Raw genomic sequence first — 20665 nt, forward strand, 5'->3', positions numbered from 1 at the left:
CCACGTTGGAGGATTAGATGGGCCAGCTGTCCGGACCGACCGACCCCACCGCCGATGCCCACTGGGAGCACAACCATCCGCGCAAGGGGTTTTTCACCGACACCTCGATCTGCATCGGCTGCAAGGCCTGCGAAGTCGCCTGCAAGGAGTGGAACCACAACCCGCAGGACGGAAACCTGGAGTTGCTCGGGTCCTCCTACGACAACACCGGAGCGCTGGGTGCCAGCACGTGGCGGCACGTGGCATTCATTGAGCAGGGCCAGGAACGCATCATCGAGGCGCGGGAATCAGGCCGTGCCCTGGTCAACCTGGGGATGCCGCGCATCGGTCCTCCCGCCCAGGCAGCGCCGGCTGTGACGGACCTCGCGGAGGCGGATACCACTCCGCCGGACACGGCCGACTTCCGGTGGCTGATGTCCTCCGACGTCTGCAAGCATTGCACGCACGCCGGATGCCTCGACGTCTGCCCCACCGGAGCCCTTTTCCGCACCGAATTCGGCACCGTCGTCGTCCAAGACGACGTCTGCAACGGCTGCGGAACCTGCGTGGCCGGATGCCCCTTCGGCGTGATCGAGCGCCGCAGCAATGGCACGGTCAAGGTCGCCACCAGCAGGGAGGAACAGCACGCGAAGCATCCCGAGGTCCCCAACGTCGGCATCGCCCAGAAGTGCACACTGTGCTACGACCGTCTGGTGGCAGATGAGACGCCCGCGTGCGCCAAAGCATGCCCGACGACGTCCATCAAGTTCGGCGACCACGACGACATGGTGGAGACGGCCCGGGAACGCGTCGCCACCCTGCATGCGCAGGGCATGACCGAAGCGAGGCTTTACGGTGCGAACGAGAACGACGGCGTCGGCGGAACCGGATCGGTCTTCCTGCTGCTTGATGAGCCCGAGGTGTATGGGCTCCCGCCGGACCCACGCGTCCCCACAGCCGACCTGCCGCAGATGTACCGGCGGGCAGGCATGGCTGTAGCGGGCATGGCTGCGGCCGCAGCATTGGCTTTCCTGGGAGGACGGGCGTGACCCTTTCGGAATTCGACAGCTTCCGGCCGGCGGAGCCTGCCCGGCGTCGCCGGCAGGACGGCAAACGTGGCATGCGCCGCCGCAGGGACAACGGCGACGGTTCCCGCGAAATGCCCATGGTCCCGGAGCCGGAATTCACCTCTTACTACGGCCGCCCCGTCGTAAAGCCCGCACCCTGGGGCGATGACGTTGCGATCTACCTGTTCCTGGGCGGCGTGGCAGCAGGCTCGGCGCTGCTTGGCCTCGGCGGGCAATTGACCGGGCGGCCGACACTTCGCCGGAATGCCCGGCTGGGTGCATTGACCGCCGTGAGCGGCGGCGCCGTCGCTTTGGTAAAGGACCTGGGCAGGCCGGAGCGATTCCTGCATATGCTGCGGACCTTCAAGGTGACCTCGCCAATGAGCGTGGGCTCCTGGATCCTCAGCGCCTTCAGCGCAGGTGCGGGCGTCGCGGCAGTGGCGGAAATCGATCGGATGAGCGGAAACCGGCTGCCGCTGGGACCCTTGCGCAAGGTGCTGCAGGCTGTCGAAGGACCGGCGGGCGTTGAGGCTGCGTTATTTGCCGGACCACTGGCGGCATACACTGCGGTGCTGCTTGGCGACACCGCCACACCCACATGGAACGCCGCGCACGAGGAACTGCCTTTTGTTTTTGTGAGTTCCGCGTGCCTCGCTTCTGCCGGGCTCGCCATGGTCACCACACCGGTGCGCGAGACCGGTCCTGCCCGCAAACTTGCCGTACTCGGCGTCGTGGGCGATGTGCTTGCCATGAAAATCATGGAGCGCCGGATGGACCCGATAGCAGCCGAGCCCCTGCATCAGGGCAAGGCAGGCACTATGCTGAAATGGAGCGAGCGGCTGGCAGTTGCCGGCGGTTTGGGTACACTCCTCGGCGGTCGCAACCGCATTGCGGCTGCGGCTTCAGGGGTGGCTTTGCTGGCCGCGTCGGCACTGACCCGGTTTGGCGTGTTCGAGGCGGGACTGGCCTCCGCCAAGGACCCGCGGTACACCATCGAACCGCAGAAGAACCGGCTCGCGGCCCGCCGCGCAGCCGGCGTGACCGGCGACGCGATCACTACCGGCAGCTGACTGACTGGTCAGGCGTCAGCGGATCTCAATGCCCCGGCCCGCAGTGGTGTGTCCGATGACGGGGTGCCCGGGCAGCTCGCCGACCACCAGCAGCCCGCCGGAGGTCTGGGCATCGGCCAGAAGCAGCAGGTCGTCTTCGGTGATGCCGGGTGCGGTATCCAGGTGCGGACGCACCCAGTCGAGGTTGCGCCGTGTCCCGCCGGAGACAAAGCCGTCGCGGAGCGCCTCGCGGGCTCCGGCAATCAGCGGTACAGCCTTCAGATCGATCACCGCGCCCACTTCGGATGCCCGGACCATCTTGTAAAGGTGCCCAAGCAGGCCAAAACCGGTCACGTCCGTCGCTGCCCGGACCCCGGCGGCCACCGCGGCTTCGGACGCGTCGCGATTGAGGCTCGCCATCGTCTCTATCGCCTCAGCGAAAACCTCACCGGTCGCTTTGTGCCGGTTGTTCAGAAGCCCGACGCCGATCGGCTTGGTAAGCGTGATGGGCAGCCCCGGCTGGGCGGCGTCGTTGCGCAGCAACCGGTCGGGGTGCGCGACGCCGGTGACCGCCATGCCGTACTTGGGCTCCGGATCGTCAATGGAGTGTCCGCCGAGTACGGGGCAACCGGCCTCCGACGCCACACTCAGGCCGCCGCGGAGGACCTCCGTGAGCAGCTCCATCGGCAGGACGCCGCGGGGCCAGCCGACCAGGTTGATGGCCGTGACCGGCCTGCCGCCCATTGCGTAAATGTCCGAGAGCGCATTGGCAGCAGCGATGCGGCCCCAGTCAAAGGCATCGTTGACAACGGGAGTGAAGAAATCGGCGGTGGTAAGAACCGCAAGATCGTCGCGCACCAGGACGGCTGCCGCGTCGTCGCCGCTGTCCAGGCCAACCAGCACCTCTGCACCCGGCTGGCCGATGAGGCCCCGGACAACATCTTCGAGCTCGCCCGGTGGAATTTTGCACGCGCAGCCTCCTCCGTGGGCATAGTCGGTGAGCCGGAGCGCGCCGACGGCGCCCCCGCCAGGTTGCTGGACTGACGTCTGGGCCTTGTTCACCCGCCTAGCGTACCCCCGCAAAGCGACCTGCTATATTGATGCGCGGTGGCGTCCGGGTCCTGGTGGGCCCCCCGGTCTTCAAAACCGGTGAGGCTGAGCATCTCGGCCTGGCGGGTTCGATTCCCGTCCGCCACCGCCAACTTTCGGCACTGGATGCCGCGATAGGAGGAGGGCTGTGGACCACGTCGATCCCCGGCGCCGGATTCCCCGCACGAACGACCTGCTGGCACTGCCGCCCGTCCGCGAAGCCGGGACACGGCTGAATGAGCGTGTGATCCGCGAACTTGTGCGGGCCATCCAGGAGCAGGCCCGGCGCGGCGACCTCCCTCCCGGCCAGGTGCAGCCAGTCCTGCTGGCCGCCATCGCTGAGCGCAAGGCAACAACCCTGCGCCCGGTGCTGAACGCAACCGGGGTCATCGTCCACACCAACCTCGGGCGGGCACCTCTTTCCGCGGCTGCGCTCGAAGCTGTTATCGCAGCCAGCGGCTACGTCAATGTGGAACTCGACCTGGCGGACGGAAACCGCTCCCGCCGGGGCGCCGGGGCCCGGGCGGCATTGCTTGCCGCCTGTCCCGCCGCTGAGGACGCACTGGTGGTCAACAACGGAGCAGCGGCCCTGGTACTGGCCACAACAGCCCTGGCCGCCGGCCGGGAGGTGGTGGTGAGCCGCGGCGAACTCGTTGAGATCGGTGCCGGCTTCAGGCTCACCGACCTGATGGAGTCAACAGGCGCAAGGCTTCGGGAGGTGGGCACCACCAACCGGACCCACCTGCACGACTACGCCGGAGCCCTCGGCCCCGATACGGGCTGCGTCCTGAAGGTGCATCCGAGCAACTTCCGGGTGGACGGTTTCACGTCCGCTGTTCCGCTGCACGAACTGGGCCCGCTGACACAGGCAAACGGGGTACCGCTCGTGGCCGATCTTGGCAGTGGACTGCTGGCACCAGACCCGCACCTCCCTGATGAACCTGATGTTGCCTCCGCCTTGGCGGACGGGGCCGACGTCGTCATCGCCAGCGGTGACAAACTGCTGGGCGGACCCCAGGCAGGCCTCCTGCTGGGCCGCAAGGAGATCATCACCCGGCTGGCCCGCCACCCGCTTGCCCGGGCCGTCAGGGCCGACAAACTTGCCCTCGCTGCCCTGGAGGCGACCGTCGCTGGCGGAATGCCGCCCGTCGTGCAGGCGCTGCACGCCGACGTCGGACAATTGCGGCGCCGTACCGACCGGCTCGCCCAAGCACTTGGAGTACCCGTGGTGCCGCACGACGGCAGGGTAGGCGGCGGGGGTGCCCCCGGTGTGCCCCTGCCCGGGTGGGCGCTCCGGCTCCCCGAAGGACTGGCGCGGCTCCTGCGCACCGGCGATCCCGCCGTGCTGCCGCGCGTCCACGACGGCTCCTGCCTGATCGATCTGCGGTGCGTTCCCGCATCGGACGACGACCGGATTCTCGAGGCCGTACGGCAGGCGCTGGCAACCCTCGAGGCTGCGGATGCAGGCAGGGCGGGCTGAGCGGTGCACGTCGTTGCCACGGCCGGGCATGTTGATTCCGGCAAGAGCACCCTTGTCCGCGCCCTTACCGGCATGGAGCCGGACCGGTGGGAAGAAGAACGGCGCCGCGGGCTGACCATCGACCTGGGTTACGCCTGGACCACGTTGCCGTCCGGACAGGACGTTGCATTCGTGGACGTCCCCGGCCACGAGCGTTTCCTGGGCAACATGCTTGCCGGAATCGGACCCGCGCCGGTGATCTGTTTCGTTGTCGCCGCCGACGAAGGCTGGCAGGCGCAGTCGAGCGACCACCGGGACGCCGTGGCGGCGCTGGGCATCGAACACGGCGTGGTGGTCCTCAGCCGCGCGGACCGGGCGTCCAGCCAGCGGGTGGCAGACGTGCTGGCACGGACCCGCGTGGAGTTGGCCGGGACTGGCCTGAGGGACGCCCCGGCAGTTGCCGTGTCCGCCATCGACGGTACCGGCCTGGATGACCTGCGTGCAGCGCTCGACGGCGTCCTGGCCGGCGTGCCCCATCCCGTCACCGGTGGGCGGGTCCGGTTGTGGGTGGACCGCTCGTTCACGATCACCGGTGCCGGCACAGTGGTGACCGGAACGCTGGCAGCAGGAACGATCGTCCAAGGGGACCGGCTTACCCTGCTTGGTCACTTTGGTTCCCGGTCCGTCGTCGTCCGTGGCCTGCAAAGCCGGGACACCTCGTACACCTCGGTGGCGCCGGTCAACCGTGTGGCCTTGAACCTGCGTGACGTTTCCGCCACGAACATCCGGCGCGGGGACGCGCTGCTTACCCCCGATGCCTGGCCCACCACCGGCGTCCTGGGCATCCAGCGGATGACTGGCGTGGCCTATACGGATGTGCCGGAGCAGCTCATGGTCCATGTCGGCACCGCGTCCGTGCCGGCCCGGCTGCGTCCTTTCGGCGCCGACCACGCCCGGCTCGTGCTCGACAGGCACCTGCCTCTGGTCCTGGGAGACCGGCTGGTGCTGCGCGACCCCGGGAGCCGCTCCGTGCTGGGTGGGGCACGCATCCTCGACGCCGATCCACCGGCCTTGCGGCGGCGCGGCGACGGCGCCCACTGGGCCGAGCGGCTTGCAGGCATGGACCCGGCGGGCGACGTGCTGGGGGAGGTGGCAGCCCGCAAAGCCGTTCAGCTGGAGCATCTGCGCCGGCTGGGGCTGCTGTCCGGGCACGACCCCAAGGCGCCGCCCGGCGTAGAGGTTATTGATGACTGGTGGGTGCACGCTCCTGTCCTTGAGGCCTGGCAGCACCAGCTTCGCGACGCAGTCCAGGCGCTGCAGGAACGCGATCCCTTGGCGCCAGGCCTTTCCATGGGGGCAGCCCGCGACCTGCTTCGCCTGCCCGAGGAGAGGCTGCTTTCCCATGTCATCCGTGCGGCTGCCCTGGAACTGGACGCAGGCCACATCCGGCTGCCTGGCAGCCGGGGCAACCTTGGCTCCATCGAACCGGCAATCGCGGAGCTGGAGCGCAGGCTCACCGCACATGCGTTTCGGGCCCCGGAATCCGAGGAGCTGGCCGCGCTGGGCTTAGGGACCCGGGAGCTGGCTGCCGCCGAACGCACGGGTCGCCTGCTGCGGCTGCGTGACGGCGTGGTGCTGCTGCCAACGGCGCCGGCACTTGCGATGCGCACCCTTGCCGGCCTGGGGCAGCCCTTCACCACCAGCCAGGCGCGCCAGGCTCTCGGAACAACGCGCCGGATTGCGGTTCCACTGCTGGAACACCTCGATTCCCGGGGGTGGACCCAGCGGTTGGACGCCGGTCACCGCAGGGTGGTGCGTTGACCTCGGGAGTGCGGGTCGAAGGGTGCTCCCCCAAGTTACGCCGGCCTGACATGGGGCAACACGGTTGTGAAGGGACGGCGACGACTGGGGACGCCTCGGTCTCAGAAGGCGCATCGCTGCCGGCCCCGTCCACACGGTCGTGCTGGCACGGACCGAAAACCTGGAAAAATACGCGCCACTGCCGGTGTCCAAAGAAACGACCTCTCACCTCGCCGAAAGAAAGAATTTGTCCCCTGGCGAGGCGTAATCTGAACGGAATCCGGCTCAAGGCAAGCCGGTATGGAACGCCGCGGAGTCGACCCGCCCTAGAGATCGAGATGGTCCGCGTGCTCAAGCAGCCTGGAAACCGCGTAACCGATTACCAGTCCCCAGAACGCGGAGTGGATGTTGAAAAGGTTCAGGCCGGAAATCGTGACCACGAATGTCACCAGTGATCCCAGCGTGAAGGCAGTGGCGAAGGCCGTCACAAAGGCCTGCTGAAGGGCCCGTAGCATCGCGATTCCGCCCAGGGTGAGGACGAACTCCTTGGGGCTGGCAAGCATCAGCCTCGTGAGCAAGGGGGCCAGTACGGCGCAGGCAACGGCCAGTGTGCCGTAGACGACGGCGGCCGAGTACTGGCGCTGTTTGGTTCCTGAGGATGTCAACAGAGCATTGGTAGGGCCCGTGACGCATGCTGAAATGGCGCCGAATGAAGCATTGAGCACGGAAAAGGCCCAAGAGGCGACTGCAAAGGCGTTAATAGGTGGGGGATGGCCGGCAGCCCGGAGGACGGCGATACCTTGCCCGTTCTGAACAAACAACACGGTCAGGGCCAGGGGAATAACCAACTCGAGCTGGGCTGCCCAGGTGAAGTTGGGAACTGTGAACACGGGTGCAGCCAGCAGGGGTCCTGCTTCTCCGAGGACGAACTGGCCGCTTACCGCCACGGCCACGCAGCCGGCCATCAAGGTACCGAGTACCGGCGGAAGGAAGCGTCCCAGGACCGGTACGGCAGTGAGCAGCAGGAATGATGCCACCATCGGGCCGGCAACGGCCGGATTGGACTGCGTCGAGGCAATAATGTCTGTGCCGAACTTAAGGAATACCGCGGCCACCATGGCCATGACGATCTGTATTGGCATCCGGGCCATGATTCGGCGGACCACGCCGCTGGCGCCCAAGGCCAGGATGAGTACGCCCGACGTGAAAAAGGCTCCAACCACTTCCGCAAAGGACAGGTGCTGCAGGGACGGGCCCAGGAGTACCGTGCCGGGAATGGACCAGGCAAAGCCGAGGGGCTGACGATACAGCAGCGACATGACCAGGGTTGCTGCTCCGCCGGAAAATAGAATGCCGAACACCCAGGATGCGAGCTGAGCTTCACTAAGTCCCCCCGCCGTTCCAACAGCCAGAGCTATAGCTATCGGGCCGGAAGCGGAGAAGATGAGGCCGATCACCCCGTTGGAAATATAAGGCATGCCGAGGTCACGGAAGACCTGTCGCACGCCTGCGGGACGGACACCCGGGCGTTCCAGCAGGGTCTGTCGTACGCGGGCCGCAGCAGTTTCCGTTTCGGGGACGGCGGGCGGGTCCTGGCGGGATTGTGGCATGTCGGCTCCTGGCAACGGCGGCACAAGATACAGGCGCTCCGGAGGTGACCCTCCGGAGCGCCTGTGGTGCCGGAGGGAACCGGCACCATTTGTGAGCGGTGGTTCTTACTTGTGCTGGCCTTCTTTGGCGAGGACGTAGTCATAGACCACTTCTTCGCCGGCGCCGCCATCCGTGCGCGGCTTGGGATCGAGCATAAGTTCAGGCTTGACTGCGGAGGCAATGTCGTCGGCGTTGTGGGGGTCGCCGGGGAAGTAGAGCTGCTGAGTTACAGGCTGGAAGCCGGGCGCCGAGACCTTGATGTGGATGTGCGCCGGGCGCCAGGCATGCCAGCCTGCCGCGCTGATCAGCTGCCCGCAGGCCCCGTCCGTGGGGATCTGGTACGGCGCCGGGCGCATCGTGTTGATTTCGAAGCGGCCGTCGTCGTCCGCCTTGACCGTTGCCCGGAACAGCCATTCCGGGAGGCCCGGCGCGTACTGGGAATAGAACCCGGCGCTGTCGGCGTGCCAAATCTCCACCTGTGCGTTCCGGATTGGATTACCGTCCGTATCGGTGAAGCGGCCGCTGAAGTGCAGCGGGGTGCCCTCCTCGTCCTCACGCATTTCGACGGTCCCCGGGGTCTGGAGCAACGGGGAGCCCGGCACGTAGTAGGGTCCTTCGATGGTGCCCACAGTGCCGGGGCGGTCCTGCGAGTTGACGTCCTCCACGGTGTGCTCCAGCCACACGTCGAGGAACAGCGGCCATTCCCCGTCAGTTCCCACTTTGATGAGCCAGGCTTTGAGTGCGTTGTATTCCTCGTAGGTGACCTGGTGTTCGACGACGATGTCGTTGGCGGCCTTGATCAGTGCCCCCGCCAGCAGGCTCACTCTTTCTTTCGGCACATCCAGACGGGAGAGCTTGCCTGAGACGGTGAAGCGTTCGGTGGCCTTGGAGCCGGCTTCGACGGCAGTGCCTTCGTCCTCTTTGCGGGTGTCTGCTTGGGTCTCGGTCATGGTGATGTCCATACTCCTCTTTGAATAAAGGACAGGAAATGCTCCTGTGCCATTGCGAAGGCGTGCGGCCGGACTTGCACCTGCCACCACGCGACCTCGGGTGATGTCCGTCTCATCGTAGGCTTCAAATAAGGACGCTACAAATATCGATTTAGCCTGTTTTCAGTCAAAAAGGCGACATAAAGACACCCTTGGTCGAACCTAGGTTTTTGCCTGATGTGAGAGCTGTCACGGTGGACAAGAATTACCTGACAACGTCCTGGGCGTTCCGCGACGCTAGCCGGACCACCCGCCCATCCGTCCAGCACTCTCCAATGAAGGAGCAGCCATGACCGAGAACATGACCCATGTCCGCGAGGTCCTTGCCGACGCCGTGATCGACGACCGTGAGAACGGCGTCATCCGGGCCAAGCGCGAGATTTTCACGGATGAAGAGATTTTCGAACTGGAGATGAAGCACATCTTCGAGGGCAACTGGGTTTACCTGGCCCACGAATCCCAGATCCCCAACGTGGGGGACTACTTCACCACCAACATCGGCCGTACTCCTGTGGTGATCACCCGTGACAAGGACGAAAAGCTCAATTGCATCGTCAACGCCTGCTCACACCGCGGTGCGATGCTGTGCCGCCGCAAGACGGACAACCGCACCACGTTCACCTGTCCGTTTCACGGCTGGACGTTCAAGAATTCCGGTGAACTGCTCAAGGTTAAAGACTCCCGCAATGCCGGCTACCCGGAGACGTTCAACAAAGAGGGCTCCCACGACCTCACTAGGGTTGCCCGTTTCGAGTCTTACCGGGGCTTCCTGTTTGGCTCGCTGAAAGCTGACGTTCTCCCGCTCGAAGAGCACCTGGGTGACGCCACCAAGGTGATCGATTCGATCGTGGACCAGTCCCCGGAGGGACTGGAGGTGCTGCGTGGGTCCTCCACCTACACCTACGACGGCAACTGGAAGGTGCAGGCGGAGAACGGCGCCGACGGCTACCACGTGACCGCGGTCCACTGGAACTACGCTGCCACTACGGCCCGCCGCACCGCCGGAGACTCCGCGAACAAGACCAAGGCCATGGACGCCGGCAAGTGGGGCAAGGTCAAGGGCGGTTTCTATTCCTACGACCATGGACACCTGCTGCTGTGGCAAGAATGGACAAACCCGGAGGACCGCCCGCTGTGGGACCGCCGCGAGGAGCTCGTCGCCAAGTATGGCGAGGAGATGGCCAACTTCATGATCAATATTTCGCGTAACCTCTGCCTTTACCCGAACGTCTACATCATGGACCAGTTCTCCTCGCAGATCCGCCATTTCCGTCCCATCTCAGCGGACCAGACAGAGGTGACGATCTACTGCATCGCCCCGAAGGGCGAATCACAGGAGAACCGGTCCAAGCGCATCCGCCAGTATGAAGACTTCTTCAACGCCACCGGCATGGCCACTCCCGACGATCTCGAGGAGTTCCGGTCCTGCAACAAAACCTACTGGGCTACTTCTGCGCCTTGGAACGATATGACTCGCGGGTCCACCCACGAGATTGCGGGCCCTGACGAGCAGGCCCAGGCGCTCGGAATGACCAGGGTCATCGCGTCCGGGGTACGAACCGAGGACGAGGGGCTTTACCCCATCCAGCACGGGTACTGGAAGGAAGTCATGGACCGTGCCCTGGCGGAGGAGGAGACCTCCGCACTGGACGCTGTTCCAGTCCGAGCCTGACCCAGAGCCCGCCGGAACCAGAGAGAGCACAGAACCCATGACCAACCTGACCCAAACCGCCCCGGTCCTGAAGACCGCGGAGGAGATCGCAACCCTCGAGACCGTCCGGACGTTCCTTTACCGGGAAGCCCGCCTGCTGGACGACCGCCAGTTCGATGAATGGCTTGAGTGCTACCACCCGGACTCCGAATTCTGGATGCCCGCGTGGGACGTCGACGACCAGCTGACGCAGGATCCCCAGAACGAGATCTCCCTTATCTACTACGACAACCGCGGCGGCATCGAGGACCGGGTGTTCCGGATCAAGACCGACCGGTCTTCTGCCACTTCCCTTCCCGAGCCGCGCACGGGCCACAACATCACGGACATCGAGGTTTTGGCGAACGACGGCGGCCAGGTCCAGGTGCGCTTCAACTGGTTCACCCTCTACTTCCGCTACAACACGACGGACACGTACTTCGGCACCAGCTTCTACACGATCGACCTTTGCGGCCCGGAGCCGGTGATCCTGAAGAAGAAAGTGGTCCTGAAGAACGATTACATCCACCACGTGGTGGACGTCTACATGATCTGACCTGCCGTGCGGCGCCCGGGAGTTCCCGTGCGCCGCACGGCAGGCCCCCCACACCCGTGCCCGCCGGGCACGCCAGAACTTTTCCCGGGTCGCGTTGAGGCGGCCCCCAGCCAGGAGGAAACCATGGGCCACAAAGTTGCCCTCAGCTTCGAAGACGGCGTCACCAAAGTCATCAAGGTCGGCGACTACGAGACCGTGATGGACGCCGCGTACAAGGCCCGCATCAATATTCCGTCGGACTGTCGTGACGGGGCATGCGGTACCTGCAAGGCCTTCTGCGATTCCGGCTCCTTCGATCCGGGCGACTACATCGACGACGCCATGACGGAGGAAGAGCTCGACAAGGGCTACATGCTTACCTGCCAAGCGGTTCCCGAGTCTGATCTGGCCATTCAAATCCCCGCCACGTCCGAATCGGCGAAAACCGGAGCCAGTTCCTTCACTTCAACTGTGAAGGAACTCAACAAACACTCGGAAACCACGGTGTCGTTTACCTTGGAGGTGGAAAACCGGGACGCCCTTGCCTTCCTGCCGGGCCAGTACGTCAACATCAAGGTCCCCGGAACCGACGCGGAGCGTTCATATTCGTTCAGCAGCGGCCCCGAGGTTCAGGACTCCTCATTCATGGTGAGGGTGACGCCTCAGGGTGCGATGTCCGAGTATCTGCGGGACCGGGCTGCGGTGGGAGACGCCATCGAGTTCACGGGCCCCTACGGATCGTTCTTCCTGCGTGAGCCCAAGCGGCCGCTGCTGCTCCTTGCTGGAGGTACCGGCCTGGCGCCGCTCCTGTCCATCCTCGAGAAGCTTTCCGAGAACCCGGCGTCGGTACCGGTCCATCTGATTTATGGCCTGACCCGTGAGGCGGACATCGTTGGCCTTGAGTGGCTGCGGGACTATGAGGCGAAGCTGCCCGGATTTACGTGGGACTACATTGCTTCCGAAACTGGCACGTCGGCTCCCCACACGGGCTATGTCACCCAGATCATCGAGCCAAAGCATCTGAACGACGGCGATGTTGACATCTACCTGTGCGGCCCCCCTCCCATGGTCAACGCCGTGTCGAAATGGCTGGACTCCGAGGGCATCAAGCCCGCCAACTTTTACTTCGAGCGCTTTGCCCCGAAGGAAACCACCGGCGGGGACGCGGAGACAGGTGCGCCGGCAGCCGCCGAGAAGATTGCGGCCGACGGCGACACGATGAGCCGCAGTGAGGCCGTTTCGTCCCTGGCGACCGGCCGGCTGGATTTCCGTAAAGAGGACAGCTTCGCACAGCTTGACGCGCGCATGGGCCTGGAACTCGCAGTGAGCGAACTGATGGTGGGCCGCCTGAGCGAGGAGCAGCTGCACCAGTTCCGCCGCCTCGCCGAGGCAACCAGGCGCTCTGTAAATGCCGGCACCATCCAGGAACCGGAAGAGTTCGCGCGGACTAATGAGGAGTTCCACGAATACCTCTTCATGGTCTGCGACAACCCCATGCTGCTCGAGTCCTACCGCCGGCTGGACGTCCACGCGCAGATGGCGGCGGCCTTCGAAACGGGAACCAGGATTTTCGAGCGGGTCATACAGGACCATCTTGATGTCGTTGACGCTTTTGAGCGCCAGGACAAAGCACGGGTCCGGGAGGTCATCATGGCCCACGCCCACGATGCCAAGGAAACCATGGCCGGCGCCATCGACGCCAGGGCCGGTCGCTGATGACACAGCCGTATGCCGGACAGTTCGTTACTCCCGCCCGGTACGCCGGCAAGGTAGTTCTTGTGACGGGTTCCGCCCAGGGCATCGGCCAGAAGGTGGCCGAGCGCATCGGTGCCGAGGGCGGCGCCGTCGTCCTCGTAGACCGGGCCGAGTTGGTCCATGAGGTGGCGAACGGGATACAGGAGGCAGCACAGGGAACCGGTTCAGGTGGCTCGGCCACCTCGGTGACTGCGGATCTGGAGACCTTCGCAGGAGCACAGCAGGCCGTGGACGCGGCACTGGCCGCCCACGGCCGCGTGGATGTGCTGGTTAACAACGTCGGCGGCACCATCTGGGCCCGCCCCTACGAAGAATATGACGAAGACAAGATCGAGAAAGAGATCCGGCGCTCCCTCTTTCCCACCCTGTGGACCTGCCGGGCCGTTCTGCCTGCCATGCTCCATCAGGGCTCAGGCACCATCGTCAACGTTTCCTCGGTGGCCACCCGCGGGCTGCACCGGGTGCCGTATGCGGCGGCCAAAGGGGGTGTCAATGCCCTGACCCAGTCATTGGCGATGGAGGTGGGAGGGCGCGGCATCCGCGTGGTTGCGACAGCCCCCGGCGGCACCGAGGCGCCACCCCGCAAGATCAAGCGCGGGCCCGAGGCCGAATCCTCCACCGAGAAGGCCTGGTACCAGGCGATCGTTGACCAAACCGTGGAGTCGTCCTTCATGAAGCGCTACGCGACGTTGGACGAGCAGGCCGCGCCGATAGTCTTCCTCGGATCAGATGAGGCGTCATACCTGACGGGCACCATCCTTCCGGTTGCTGGCGGGGACCAGGGCTGAGCCCACTGTGATGGATATCCGCCGTCAGGTCCGGCCGGCCGGCTCCGGTAGAGTTGCGGCCATGACGGCGGGCTCCATGCAAGGCGATACTGCGGAGGGCTTTCCCCTGGCCGGCCGGTCAGGGGTCTTTGAGGAACTGCTGGGAATTCTCCGCACGGTCCGCAAGGGCAAAGTGGGCGCAGTGGTGATCACCGGCCCGTCCGGTTCCGGGAAGACCGCCGTGCTGGAGTCCTTTCTTGAGCACTGCCGCACTGTTGCCCGCGGTGTCCGGGTTTTGTCCGCCATGGGCGATGAATGGGAGGCACAGTTTCCGCTCGCAGGGTACTCCCAGCTCATGCTCACCTCGCCGCTGCGCTCGGCTAAGGATTACGACGGCGGCCCTGCTCTGCCCGCGGGTCCGGTTGCGGCTCTCACCGCCGCCCAGGTGGTTAATTACGCTTCCACCCTCAGCACCCACCTCGAAGGGCTGCAGGCCCATGGCAGCGTAGTTGTAGCCGTGGATGACGTCCACAAACTCGATGTGGAGAGCCTGCGCATCCTCACCTTCGTCATGCGCCGGTTGTACGGAAAACGGATTCTGTTCGTGCTCACCCTCAACCCCGATGACGCTTTACGCGTCCCCAGCGGTGTGCTTGACTTCCTCACTGGCCACCAAGTAGACAGTATCCCGCTGGATCCGATTACCCCGCAGCAGGTTCAGGATCTCGCCCGGAGGATGTTCGGCCTCGACCTCAGCGCGACCGCCGCACACGGCCTGGCCCAGCACACCCGGGGACTCGCGCAACCGATCGTGGAGCTGCTCCGTGAGCTGCCGGCGGAAACCTGGCAGACGTGGTTTCCTTCTCTGCCTCCGACGTCCCGCGTCCGCGCCAGGGTGCGAAGTATCCTGGAAGCAGCGTCCCCGGGGCTGGTTGCTGTCGCGGAGGCCGCGTCGGTGCTCGGGCGGGCCGCCAGCATGGCGGAGGTTTCCCAGGTCAGCGGAGTGGACGCCATTATGGAGGCGCTCGACGAGGGGCACCGTGCCGGGCTGTTGGGGCTGTCTGTCGACCAGGCACGTTCCGCCGTCGTGTTCTTTGAATCAGGCACCGACGCCGCCGTCTATGAACAGATCGCTCCCAGCCGGCGCATTGGGCTTCATCGGCTGGCCGCCGAGGCCGTGCAACCCGAGGGCGAGAGGTTGGGCCACCGTGTCTCCGCCACACCCGGCGCGGACGAGGACCTGGCCAAGGAGCTGGAGGAATTTGCCCGCCGCCAAGCCCTCGTTGGAGCCTGGCAGGACGCCTCAACAGCATTGTTCTCCGCCTCCCGGCTTTCCCAGGACATCCGTTCCCGGAACGACAGGCTCCTGAGGGCCGTGGATGCCTTGGTGGGTTCCGGCAACATTGCCCAGGCCCAGATGTGGACGGCGGCAGTGGACGCGCTGCCGCCGTCGCCGCTTCGCTCGTCCGTGTTGGGCTACCTCTCCACCGCGTCGGGACAGAATGACAGTGCCCAGAAGCAGTTGGAGATGGCCTGGCGCACGTCCAACCCGCAGCGTGATCCAACGGCCGCCGCGCAGGTGGCGCAGCGCTTCGTCCTGCACGGCGTGGCGTCGTGGGACGGTCCGGTCATTACCACTTGGGCAGAACGGGCCATGGAACTTACCCAGCCGGGCACGCCCGCCCATATTGAATCAGAGGCCATCTACGGCCTCGGCCTGTACGCACAGGGCCGGCTTTCCGAGGCGGAGGCTGCCTATCACCGGGCTTTTGAACATGCTGCCGAGAACGCCCAAAAACAACGGGTCCAGATGGGTGCAGGCTGGCTGGCGCTGCGGCTCGACAACGTTGAGACAGCGCTGGTGAACTTCGAGTCCGCGGCCCCCACTGAGTACCAGGGCGGCTCGATGCGGATTTCGCTTTGGGCCGAGGCCTGGCTGGCTCGCACTCACCTGGTACTCGGCAACTGGGATGCGGCGGCCGCCACCGTGGCGCGCGCATCCGTGCGGCTCGAGACGTCGCGGATGCCGCTGATCCGGCCCCTGCTCTATTGGACTGCAGCGGAGCTATGGTCCATGCGGGGAGACTGGGAGCGGGCCCGGTACTACGTTTCGCAGGCGGCTGTGCAGCCAGGGACGTACCGTGCCATGCAGGTGCCCGCGAGCCTCGCCCGCGCCCGCTTCCACGAGGCCAGGGCGGATTATGAAGGGGCCTTGGCTGTCCTGCAGCCGCTGACGGAGCTGGACCCATGGACCGAGAACAGGGTGTCCTTCTGGCCCTGGCAGGACACCTATGTCAACGCCCTGGTCATGACCGACCAGCTCGACGCCGCCGACTCGTTCCTTACGGCGTTCGAACGCGTGCCGCGCGAGCGGGAAGTGCCCTCGGATATGGCGCGGATGGCGTGGGCCAGGGGACGGCTGGTGGCTGCCCAGGGAGACCCGGACACTGCGAGGGAACATTTTGAGGCGTCTTTGGGGCACCTTAGGGGGCTCAACCGGCCGTATCTGCGGGCACGGATTAGTTTTGCATTCGGCCAGAGCATGCGCCGGGCGGGCAAACGGCGCCTGGCCTCCTCGGTCCTGCGGGCCGCCCGTGACCTCTACGACTCCCTGGGGGCGGCCACGTATGTGGAACGGTGCGACCGGGAGCTCAAGGCAACAGGGCTCGACGTCGGGAGCCTGCCTGACCCCGCCGACCCCGTGCTGACCGCCGTCAGCGACCAGCACCTCCAGCTCACAGCTCAGGAACGCGCCGTGGCCGAACTGGTAGCGGGCGGCGCCACCAACAAGGAGGCGGCCCGGACCCTGTTCCTGGCAGAGAAGACCGTGCAGTACCACCTGACCCGGCTTTACCGGAAAATGGGAATCCGCTCCCGCAGCGAGCTCGCGGCCGTGTTCCGGGCCAGGGACTGATCCCGGAGCACGGCAGGCCCTGGAGGCCTCGCGCCGGTGACTATTTGACGTCGGAGGGGTGCTTCGCAAGCGGGACCACCGAGATGTCCATGTACGGGAACAGCGGCAGGTTCTGCAGGATCTCGTGGAGTTCGTCGTTGGAATCGACGTCGAAGATCGAATAGTTGGCGTATTCACCCACCACCCGCCAGATTTCCGGCCACTTGCCCGAGCGCTGCAACTGCTGTGAGTAGGCCTTCTCCCTGGCCTTGATCTCCGCGGCTTCGCCGGCGGGAAGGTCTGCGGGCAGGTTTACGTCCATGTGGACCAGGTACTTCATAAATGTCCTTTCGGTAAAGCGGTTGCTAGCGGTCGGTGCGGTAGCGCGAGAGCTTTTCTTCATCAACAGCGGTGCCCACGCCTGGGCCCTCGGGAACACGGATGCGTCCGCCGGTGATGGCCAAGGGCTCGGCCAAGAGGTCGTCGGCCATGTCCAGGTAGTTGGACAGCTCCGCTGCCCGCCTGGCCGAATGGGCAAAGGCGGCGCCGAAGACCACCGAGGCTACCGTGCCGACCTGGGTGTCGATCTGGTTGCCTATATAGACATCGATGCCCATACCCTCGGCCATGCCTACGATTTTGGCCGCCTCGGTAAAACCGGACCGGGCAGTCTTTACCGCCAGGAGGTTCGCACCGCCGGTGAGGATCTCCCGAGCGGCCTCGCCAAGGTTGGCGGCAGATTCGTCCGCGGCGATCGGGATGGGGGAGTTGGTCACGAGGCGACGGCGGCCGAGGACCTCGCGGGCGTCGTCGGGCTCCTCCAGGAACTGCAGACCCAATTCTGCCGTGCGGCGCAGCACTTCGGCGGCCTCGTTGGCAGACCAGCCGCGGTTGGCGTCCATGTACAGCTCAGCGTCCTCGCCAAGACCCTCGCGTAGCACCCTGGCGGCCTCAATGTCCAGGTTCAGCGGGCGGCGTCCGGTCTTGAGCTTGAACGTGTTGATGCCATAGGTCTCGCGGAACTCCAACGCCAATGCCAGTAACTCCCGGGCAGGCTTGAAGCCGAGCATGTGGGAGACCCGGAGCGAGTCGGTGTACCCGCCCAGAAGCTTTGTCACCGGCTGCCCGAGAGTCTTGCCGATGACGTCCCACAGGGCGATGTCTACGGCGCCCTTAGCCGTCTGGTTGTGAACGGTCCTGTGCAGGATTGACTGAACTTTCTCCCGATCAAAAATATCGACACCGATCAGTTGCGGAGCGAAAATGTCCTCCACCACCGCCACGATCGACTTCTGGGTCTCACCATAGGTGTAGGGGCGCGGCGGGGTATCAGCGGTTCCCACCACGCCGTCGTCGGTGCGAAGCCGTACGAGCACGTGGTCTGCCTCGTGCACGGAACCGGAAGCGAAATGCAGTGGATGAAGATAGGGGATCGAGTAGGGAATCGCCTCAATGGCTGCGATCTTCATGAGCGGGAAAGCCTTTCATCAGTGGGAAACGGCACAGGGTCGGGGGCGGGGGCAGGCACCGTCGGTCCCGCAGTTGCGGTGGCCACGATGTCAAGAAAGTTACGGAGCAGCGCAGAGTGATGCCCGCGCATCCAGGCGACCGCGAGCTCCACATCGGGGACGTCTTCAATTTCCCGGTAGGCCACGCCTTCAAGCTGGAAGGCCTGCACGCTGGACGGCATCACCGCCACCCCGCCCCCTGCAGCTACAAACGCCAGCATCGTCGAGGTCTCACCAACCACCTGGGTAATCCGTGGCTGGAAGCCCGCCTGGCGGCATAGGTCTGCCGTGGTGCGGTGAAGCACGGACTCGGGCGGGTAGGCGATGAAGTCCTGGTCCTGCAGCTCGTGCATCGCCACGGGCCGATCTAAGGCCAGGGCACTGAAGGAGGGAAGCGCGACGACGAGCGGCTCACGGGCCACAGTCCGATAGTCGATGTCTTGGGCTGCGACCGGGGGCCGCAGCAACGCGGCGTCCAGAGTACCGTTCCGCAGGCCCGCTTCCATGGACGGCGTGAGCATTTCGCCGTGCAGGGCCAGGGACAGGCCCGGCAGCAGCTGTTTGGCAAGTCGGGCTACCTGGGGCATGACACCATACGTTGCCGAGCCCGAGAAGCCGACCCGCAGGACGCCGGTTGCGCCCCTTCCCACCTGATAAACATCAGCCTGAAGAGTCGCCACGTCATTGACTATCTGCCGCCCCCGATCCAGGAGGAGCTGCCCCGCCGCCGTGAGGTCCACCCTGCGGGTGGTGCGGTTGAGCAACTGAACTCCTATCTGGTCTTCCAGCTGGCGGATCTGCTGCGAGAGAGGTGGCTGGGCCATATGAAGGCGCTTGGCCGCGCGGCCGAAGTGCCGCTCCTCAGCAACCGCAATGAAGTAGTTCAGTTGGCGGATGTCCACGGTGGTGCCGTCCTTCAGCTAACCGGCCCCGACGATGCGGCCGTGGCTTATTTATTCAAATAATAACCATAATAAGCCTCACTAGGATATCCAAGCCACGTAATGTTGCTGCGGTGCCGGTGGATCATGGGCGGAGCGCGGTCGTTGTGAACTGCTCAGCAGGAATGCTGTCTTCTGCACGACCCTCTGCGATTTCTTCGACCTTGTGCTCGGCCTCCTCCAGCTTCCGCTGACGCGGCACCAGCACGGTGACCACGGCGCCGACCAGGGCCACGGCCCCGTAGATGTAGAAGGCCGTGGATCCGCCAATGCCGGCGGCGGCCAGCCACCCGCCGATAATCGGACCGAGCACGCCGCCCAGCCGTCCCACGCTTGCGCACCATGCGACGCCCGCGGCCCGGGCGTTGGTGGTGAAGTAGTTGGACTGGAACCCGTAGATCAGCACCTGGGTTCCCAGCGTTCCCACGCCTGCGAGGGCGATAAAGGCAAAAAGCAGCGGCAGCGGAAAGCTGAAGGTCATGAGCGCCAGGGAAATGGTCGCCAGCGCGAAGGTGGCCGCGATGACCCGCTGGGGACCGCTTCTGTCCGCGAGGCGGGACGCAAGCAGGCCACCCGCCACTGCGCCGAGGTTCAGTGCCAGCGGGAAGAACAGCGAGTACGTCCGCCCGTAACCGTAGCCCTCCATGATTTTGGGCAACCAGGTGTTGAGTCCGTATGTCAGCAGAAGACCGCAGAAGGACATCAGGCCCAGCAAAATCGCTGCCACGGCAAACTGGCGGGAAAACACGGCCGCAAAGCCTGATTTCTGCGGCGCGGCGCCTACCTGCCGGATGATCCGCTCCTCGATGAGCGGGACGCCGGTGCGGTGTGCGGCAGCGAGGGCCTCCTCTTCGCGCCCCCGGGACAGCAGCCATCGCGGTGATTCGGGGAGGTTGCGCCAGGCAATGGGCAGGAGGATGACCAGCGGCAGTGAGCCTATGATGAACAGCCCGCGCCAGCCGATGCTGTCGAGGAAAAGGATGCCCAGGATGGAGGCCAGGACGCCGCCTGCCGGGATGCCTGAGTACACAATTGCGTTGTAGAACTGCCGCCTTCCCGCCGGTGCGAATTCAGCCATGGTGGCGCCGGCACTGGCGATAACGATTCCCAAGCCAAGTCCGGTCGCAAACCGCAGGGCACCAAAGGCAGGGACGCTGGTGGCAAAGGCTGTGGCGAACATGCCGATGGAGAACCAGGCTATTCCCAGGAGCATCAGACGGCGGCGGCCGAAAAAGTCGCCGACAGCGCCGCAAACGAGTGAGCCGACTAGCACCCCGATGAGCGCCCAGGAGCCGAGGAGCCCGGCGGTGACTGCATCGAAGGCTCCGATCTGGCCCGGGTCTGCGAGCAGCCCTGGCAGGACGGTGCCGTAAATGACAAGGTCGTAGCCGTCAAACAGCAGGGCTGTGCAGATGATGAAGGCCACCCAATTGGCGGTGCGCGCCTCCTTTTGTGGATTTTCGGCTATAACGTCGTGCGGTTGTGACATGGTCC

16 protein-coding genes and 1 tRNA gene are annotated in these 20665 nt (G+C 65.2%); 10 read left to right on the top strand and 7 right to left on the bottom strand.

What is annotated here, in order from left to right; all coding sequences use genetic code 11:
* Positions 1-17: 17 nt before the first annotated feature.
* A complete protein-coding gene (locus TV39_RS09730; RefSeq protein WP_043481017.1) occupies positions 18-1028 on the top strand; it encodes a 4Fe-4S dicluster domain-containing protein in 1011 nt (336 codons plus the stop codon).
* On the top strand, positions 1025-2116 hold the full coding sequence (gene nrfD, locus TV39_RS09735) for an NrfD/PsrC family molybdoenzyme membrane anchor subunit (RefSeq protein ID WP_043481018.1): 1092 nt from the start codon (positions 1025-1027) through the stop codon (positions 2114-2116). Before TV39_RS09730 ends, nrfD begins: the two co-directional genes overlap by 4 nt.
* 15 nt (positions 2117-2131) lie before the next feature.
* Here the strand turns inward: nrfD and selD are convergent, their stop codons facing one another.
* On the bottom strand, positions 2132-3157 hold the full coding sequence (gene selD, locus TV39_RS09740; RefSeq protein WP_043481020.1) for a selenide, water dikinase SelD: 1026 nt from the start codon (positions 3155-3157) through the stop codon (positions 2132-2134).
* Between the two features lie 44 nt (positions 3158-3201).
* Here selD and TV39_RS09745 point away from each other — a divergent pair.
* The 3 genes from TV39_RS09745 to selB all read left to right on the top strand — a co-directional run bounded on the left by TV39_RS09745 (position 3202) and on the right by selB (position 6464).
* A tRNA-Sec gene (locus tag TV39_RS09745) sits at positions 3202-3296 on the top strand.
* A 36-nt stretch (positions 3297-3332) separates the two neighbouring features.
* Positions 3333-4664: an L-seryl-tRNA(Sec) selenium transferase gene (gene selA, locus TV39_RS09750; protein WP_043481022.1), complete on the top strand. Its 1332-nt coding sequence runs from the start codon at positions 3333-3335 to the stop codon at positions 4662-4664.
* Positions 4665-4667: 3 nt separating this feature from the next.
* Positions 4668-6464 carry a selenocysteine-specific translation elongation factor gene (gene selB, locus TV39_RS09755; protein WP_043481024.1) on the top strand — a complete coding sequence of 599 codons (1797 nt, stop codon included), beginning with the start codon at positions 4668-4670 and terminating at the stop codon, positions 6462-6464.
* A gap of 305 nt (positions 6465-6769) precedes the next feature.
* Here the strand turns inward: selB and TV39_RS09760 are convergent, their stop codons facing one another.
* Positions 6770-8053 (bottom strand): benzoate/H(+) symporter BenE family transporter, encoded by a 1284-nt coding sequence (locus TV39_RS09760; RefSeq protein WP_082049651.1) that lies wholly within the window; start codon positions 8051-8053, stop codon positions 6770-6772.
* A 105-nt stretch (positions 8054-8158) separates the two neighbouring features.
* The gene (gene catA / locus TV39_RS09765; protein ID WP_043481025.1) at positions 8159-9055 is read right to left on the bottom strand and encodes a catechol 1,2-dioxygenase; all 897 of its coding nucleotides are present in this window, start codon (positions 9053-9055) and stop codon (positions 8159-8161) included.
* A gap of 316 nt (positions 9056-9371) precedes the next feature.
* Here catA and benA point away from each other — a divergent pair, with 316 nt between their 5' ends.
* From benA to TV39_RS09790, 5 genes are all read left to right on the top strand, one after another.
* Positions 9372-10754 (top strand): benzoate 1,2-dioxygenase large subunit, encoded by a 1383-nt coding sequence (gene benA, locus TV39_RS09770; protein WP_043481027.1) that lies wholly within the window; start codon positions 9372-9374, stop codon positions 10752-10754.
* A gap of 37 nt (positions 10755-10791) precedes the next feature.
* Positions 10792-11328, top strand: a complete 537-nt coding sequence (gene benB, locus TV39_RS09775) for a benzoate 1,2-dioxygenase small subunit (RefSeq protein ID WP_043481028.1) — start codon at positions 10792-10794, stop codon at positions 11326-11328.
* A 123-nt stretch (positions 11329-11451) separates the two neighbouring features.
* The gene (gene benC / locus TV39_RS09780; RefSeq protein ID WP_043481029.1) at positions 11452-13023 is read left to right on the top strand and encodes a benzoate 1,2-dioxygenase electron transfer component BenC; all 1572 of its coding nucleotides are present in this window, start codon (positions 11452-11454) and stop codon (positions 13021-13023) included.
* Positions 13023-13850 carry a 1,6-dihydroxycyclohexa-2,4-diene-1-carboxylate dehydrogenase gene (locus tag TV39_RS09785; RefSeq protein WP_043481031.1) on the top strand — a complete coding sequence of 276 codons (828 nt, stop codon included), beginning with the start codon at positions 13023-13025 and terminating at the stop codon, positions 13848-13850. The genes benC and TV39_RS09785 overlap by 1 nt, the downstream gene beginning before the upstream one ends.
* A 61-nt stretch (positions 13851-13911) precedes the next feature.
* Positions 13912-16743, top strand: a complete 2832-nt coding sequence (locus TV39_RS09790) for an AAA family ATPase (RefSeq protein WP_043481111.1) — start codon at positions 13912-13914, stop codon at positions 16741-16743.
* 40 nt (positions 16744-16783) lie between these two features.
* Here the strand turns inward: TV39_RS09790 and catC are convergent, their stop codons facing one another.
* From catC to TV39_RS09810, 4 genes are all read right to left on the bottom strand, one after another.
* Positions 16784-17062, bottom strand: coding sequence for a muconolactone Delta-isomerase (gene catC, locus TV39_RS09795; protein WP_043481034.1), 279 nt, complete (start codon positions 17060-17062; stop codon positions 16784-16786).
* Positions 17063-17087: 25 nt separating this feature from the next.
* The gene (locus tag TV39_RS09800) at positions 17088-18191 is read right to left on the bottom strand and encodes a mandelate racemase/muconate lactonizing enzyme family protein (protein ID WP_043481037.1); all 1104 of its coding nucleotides are present in this window, start codon (positions 18189-18191) and stop codon (positions 17088-17090) included.
* Entirely contained in the window at positions 18188-19132 is a 945-nt protein-coding gene (locus TV39_RS09805) for a LysR substrate-binding domain-containing protein (RefSeq protein ID WP_043481040.1), read from the bottom strand. The genes TV39_RS09800 and TV39_RS09805 overlap by 4 nt, the downstream gene beginning before the upstream one ends.
* A 124-nt stretch (positions 19133-19256) precedes the next feature.
* The gene (locus TV39_RS09810; protein ID WP_052500551.1) at positions 19257-20660 is read right to left on the bottom strand and encodes an MFS transporter; all 1404 of its coding nucleotides are present in this window, start codon (positions 20658-20660) and stop codon (positions 19257-19259) included.
* Positions 20661-20665 lie beyond the last annotated feature (5 nt).

Origin of the sequence: Arthrobacter sp. SPG23 (assembly GCF_000876655.1) — a bacterium.
GTDB lineage: Bacteria > Actinomycetota > Actinomycetes > Actinomycetales > Micrococcaceae > Arthrobacter.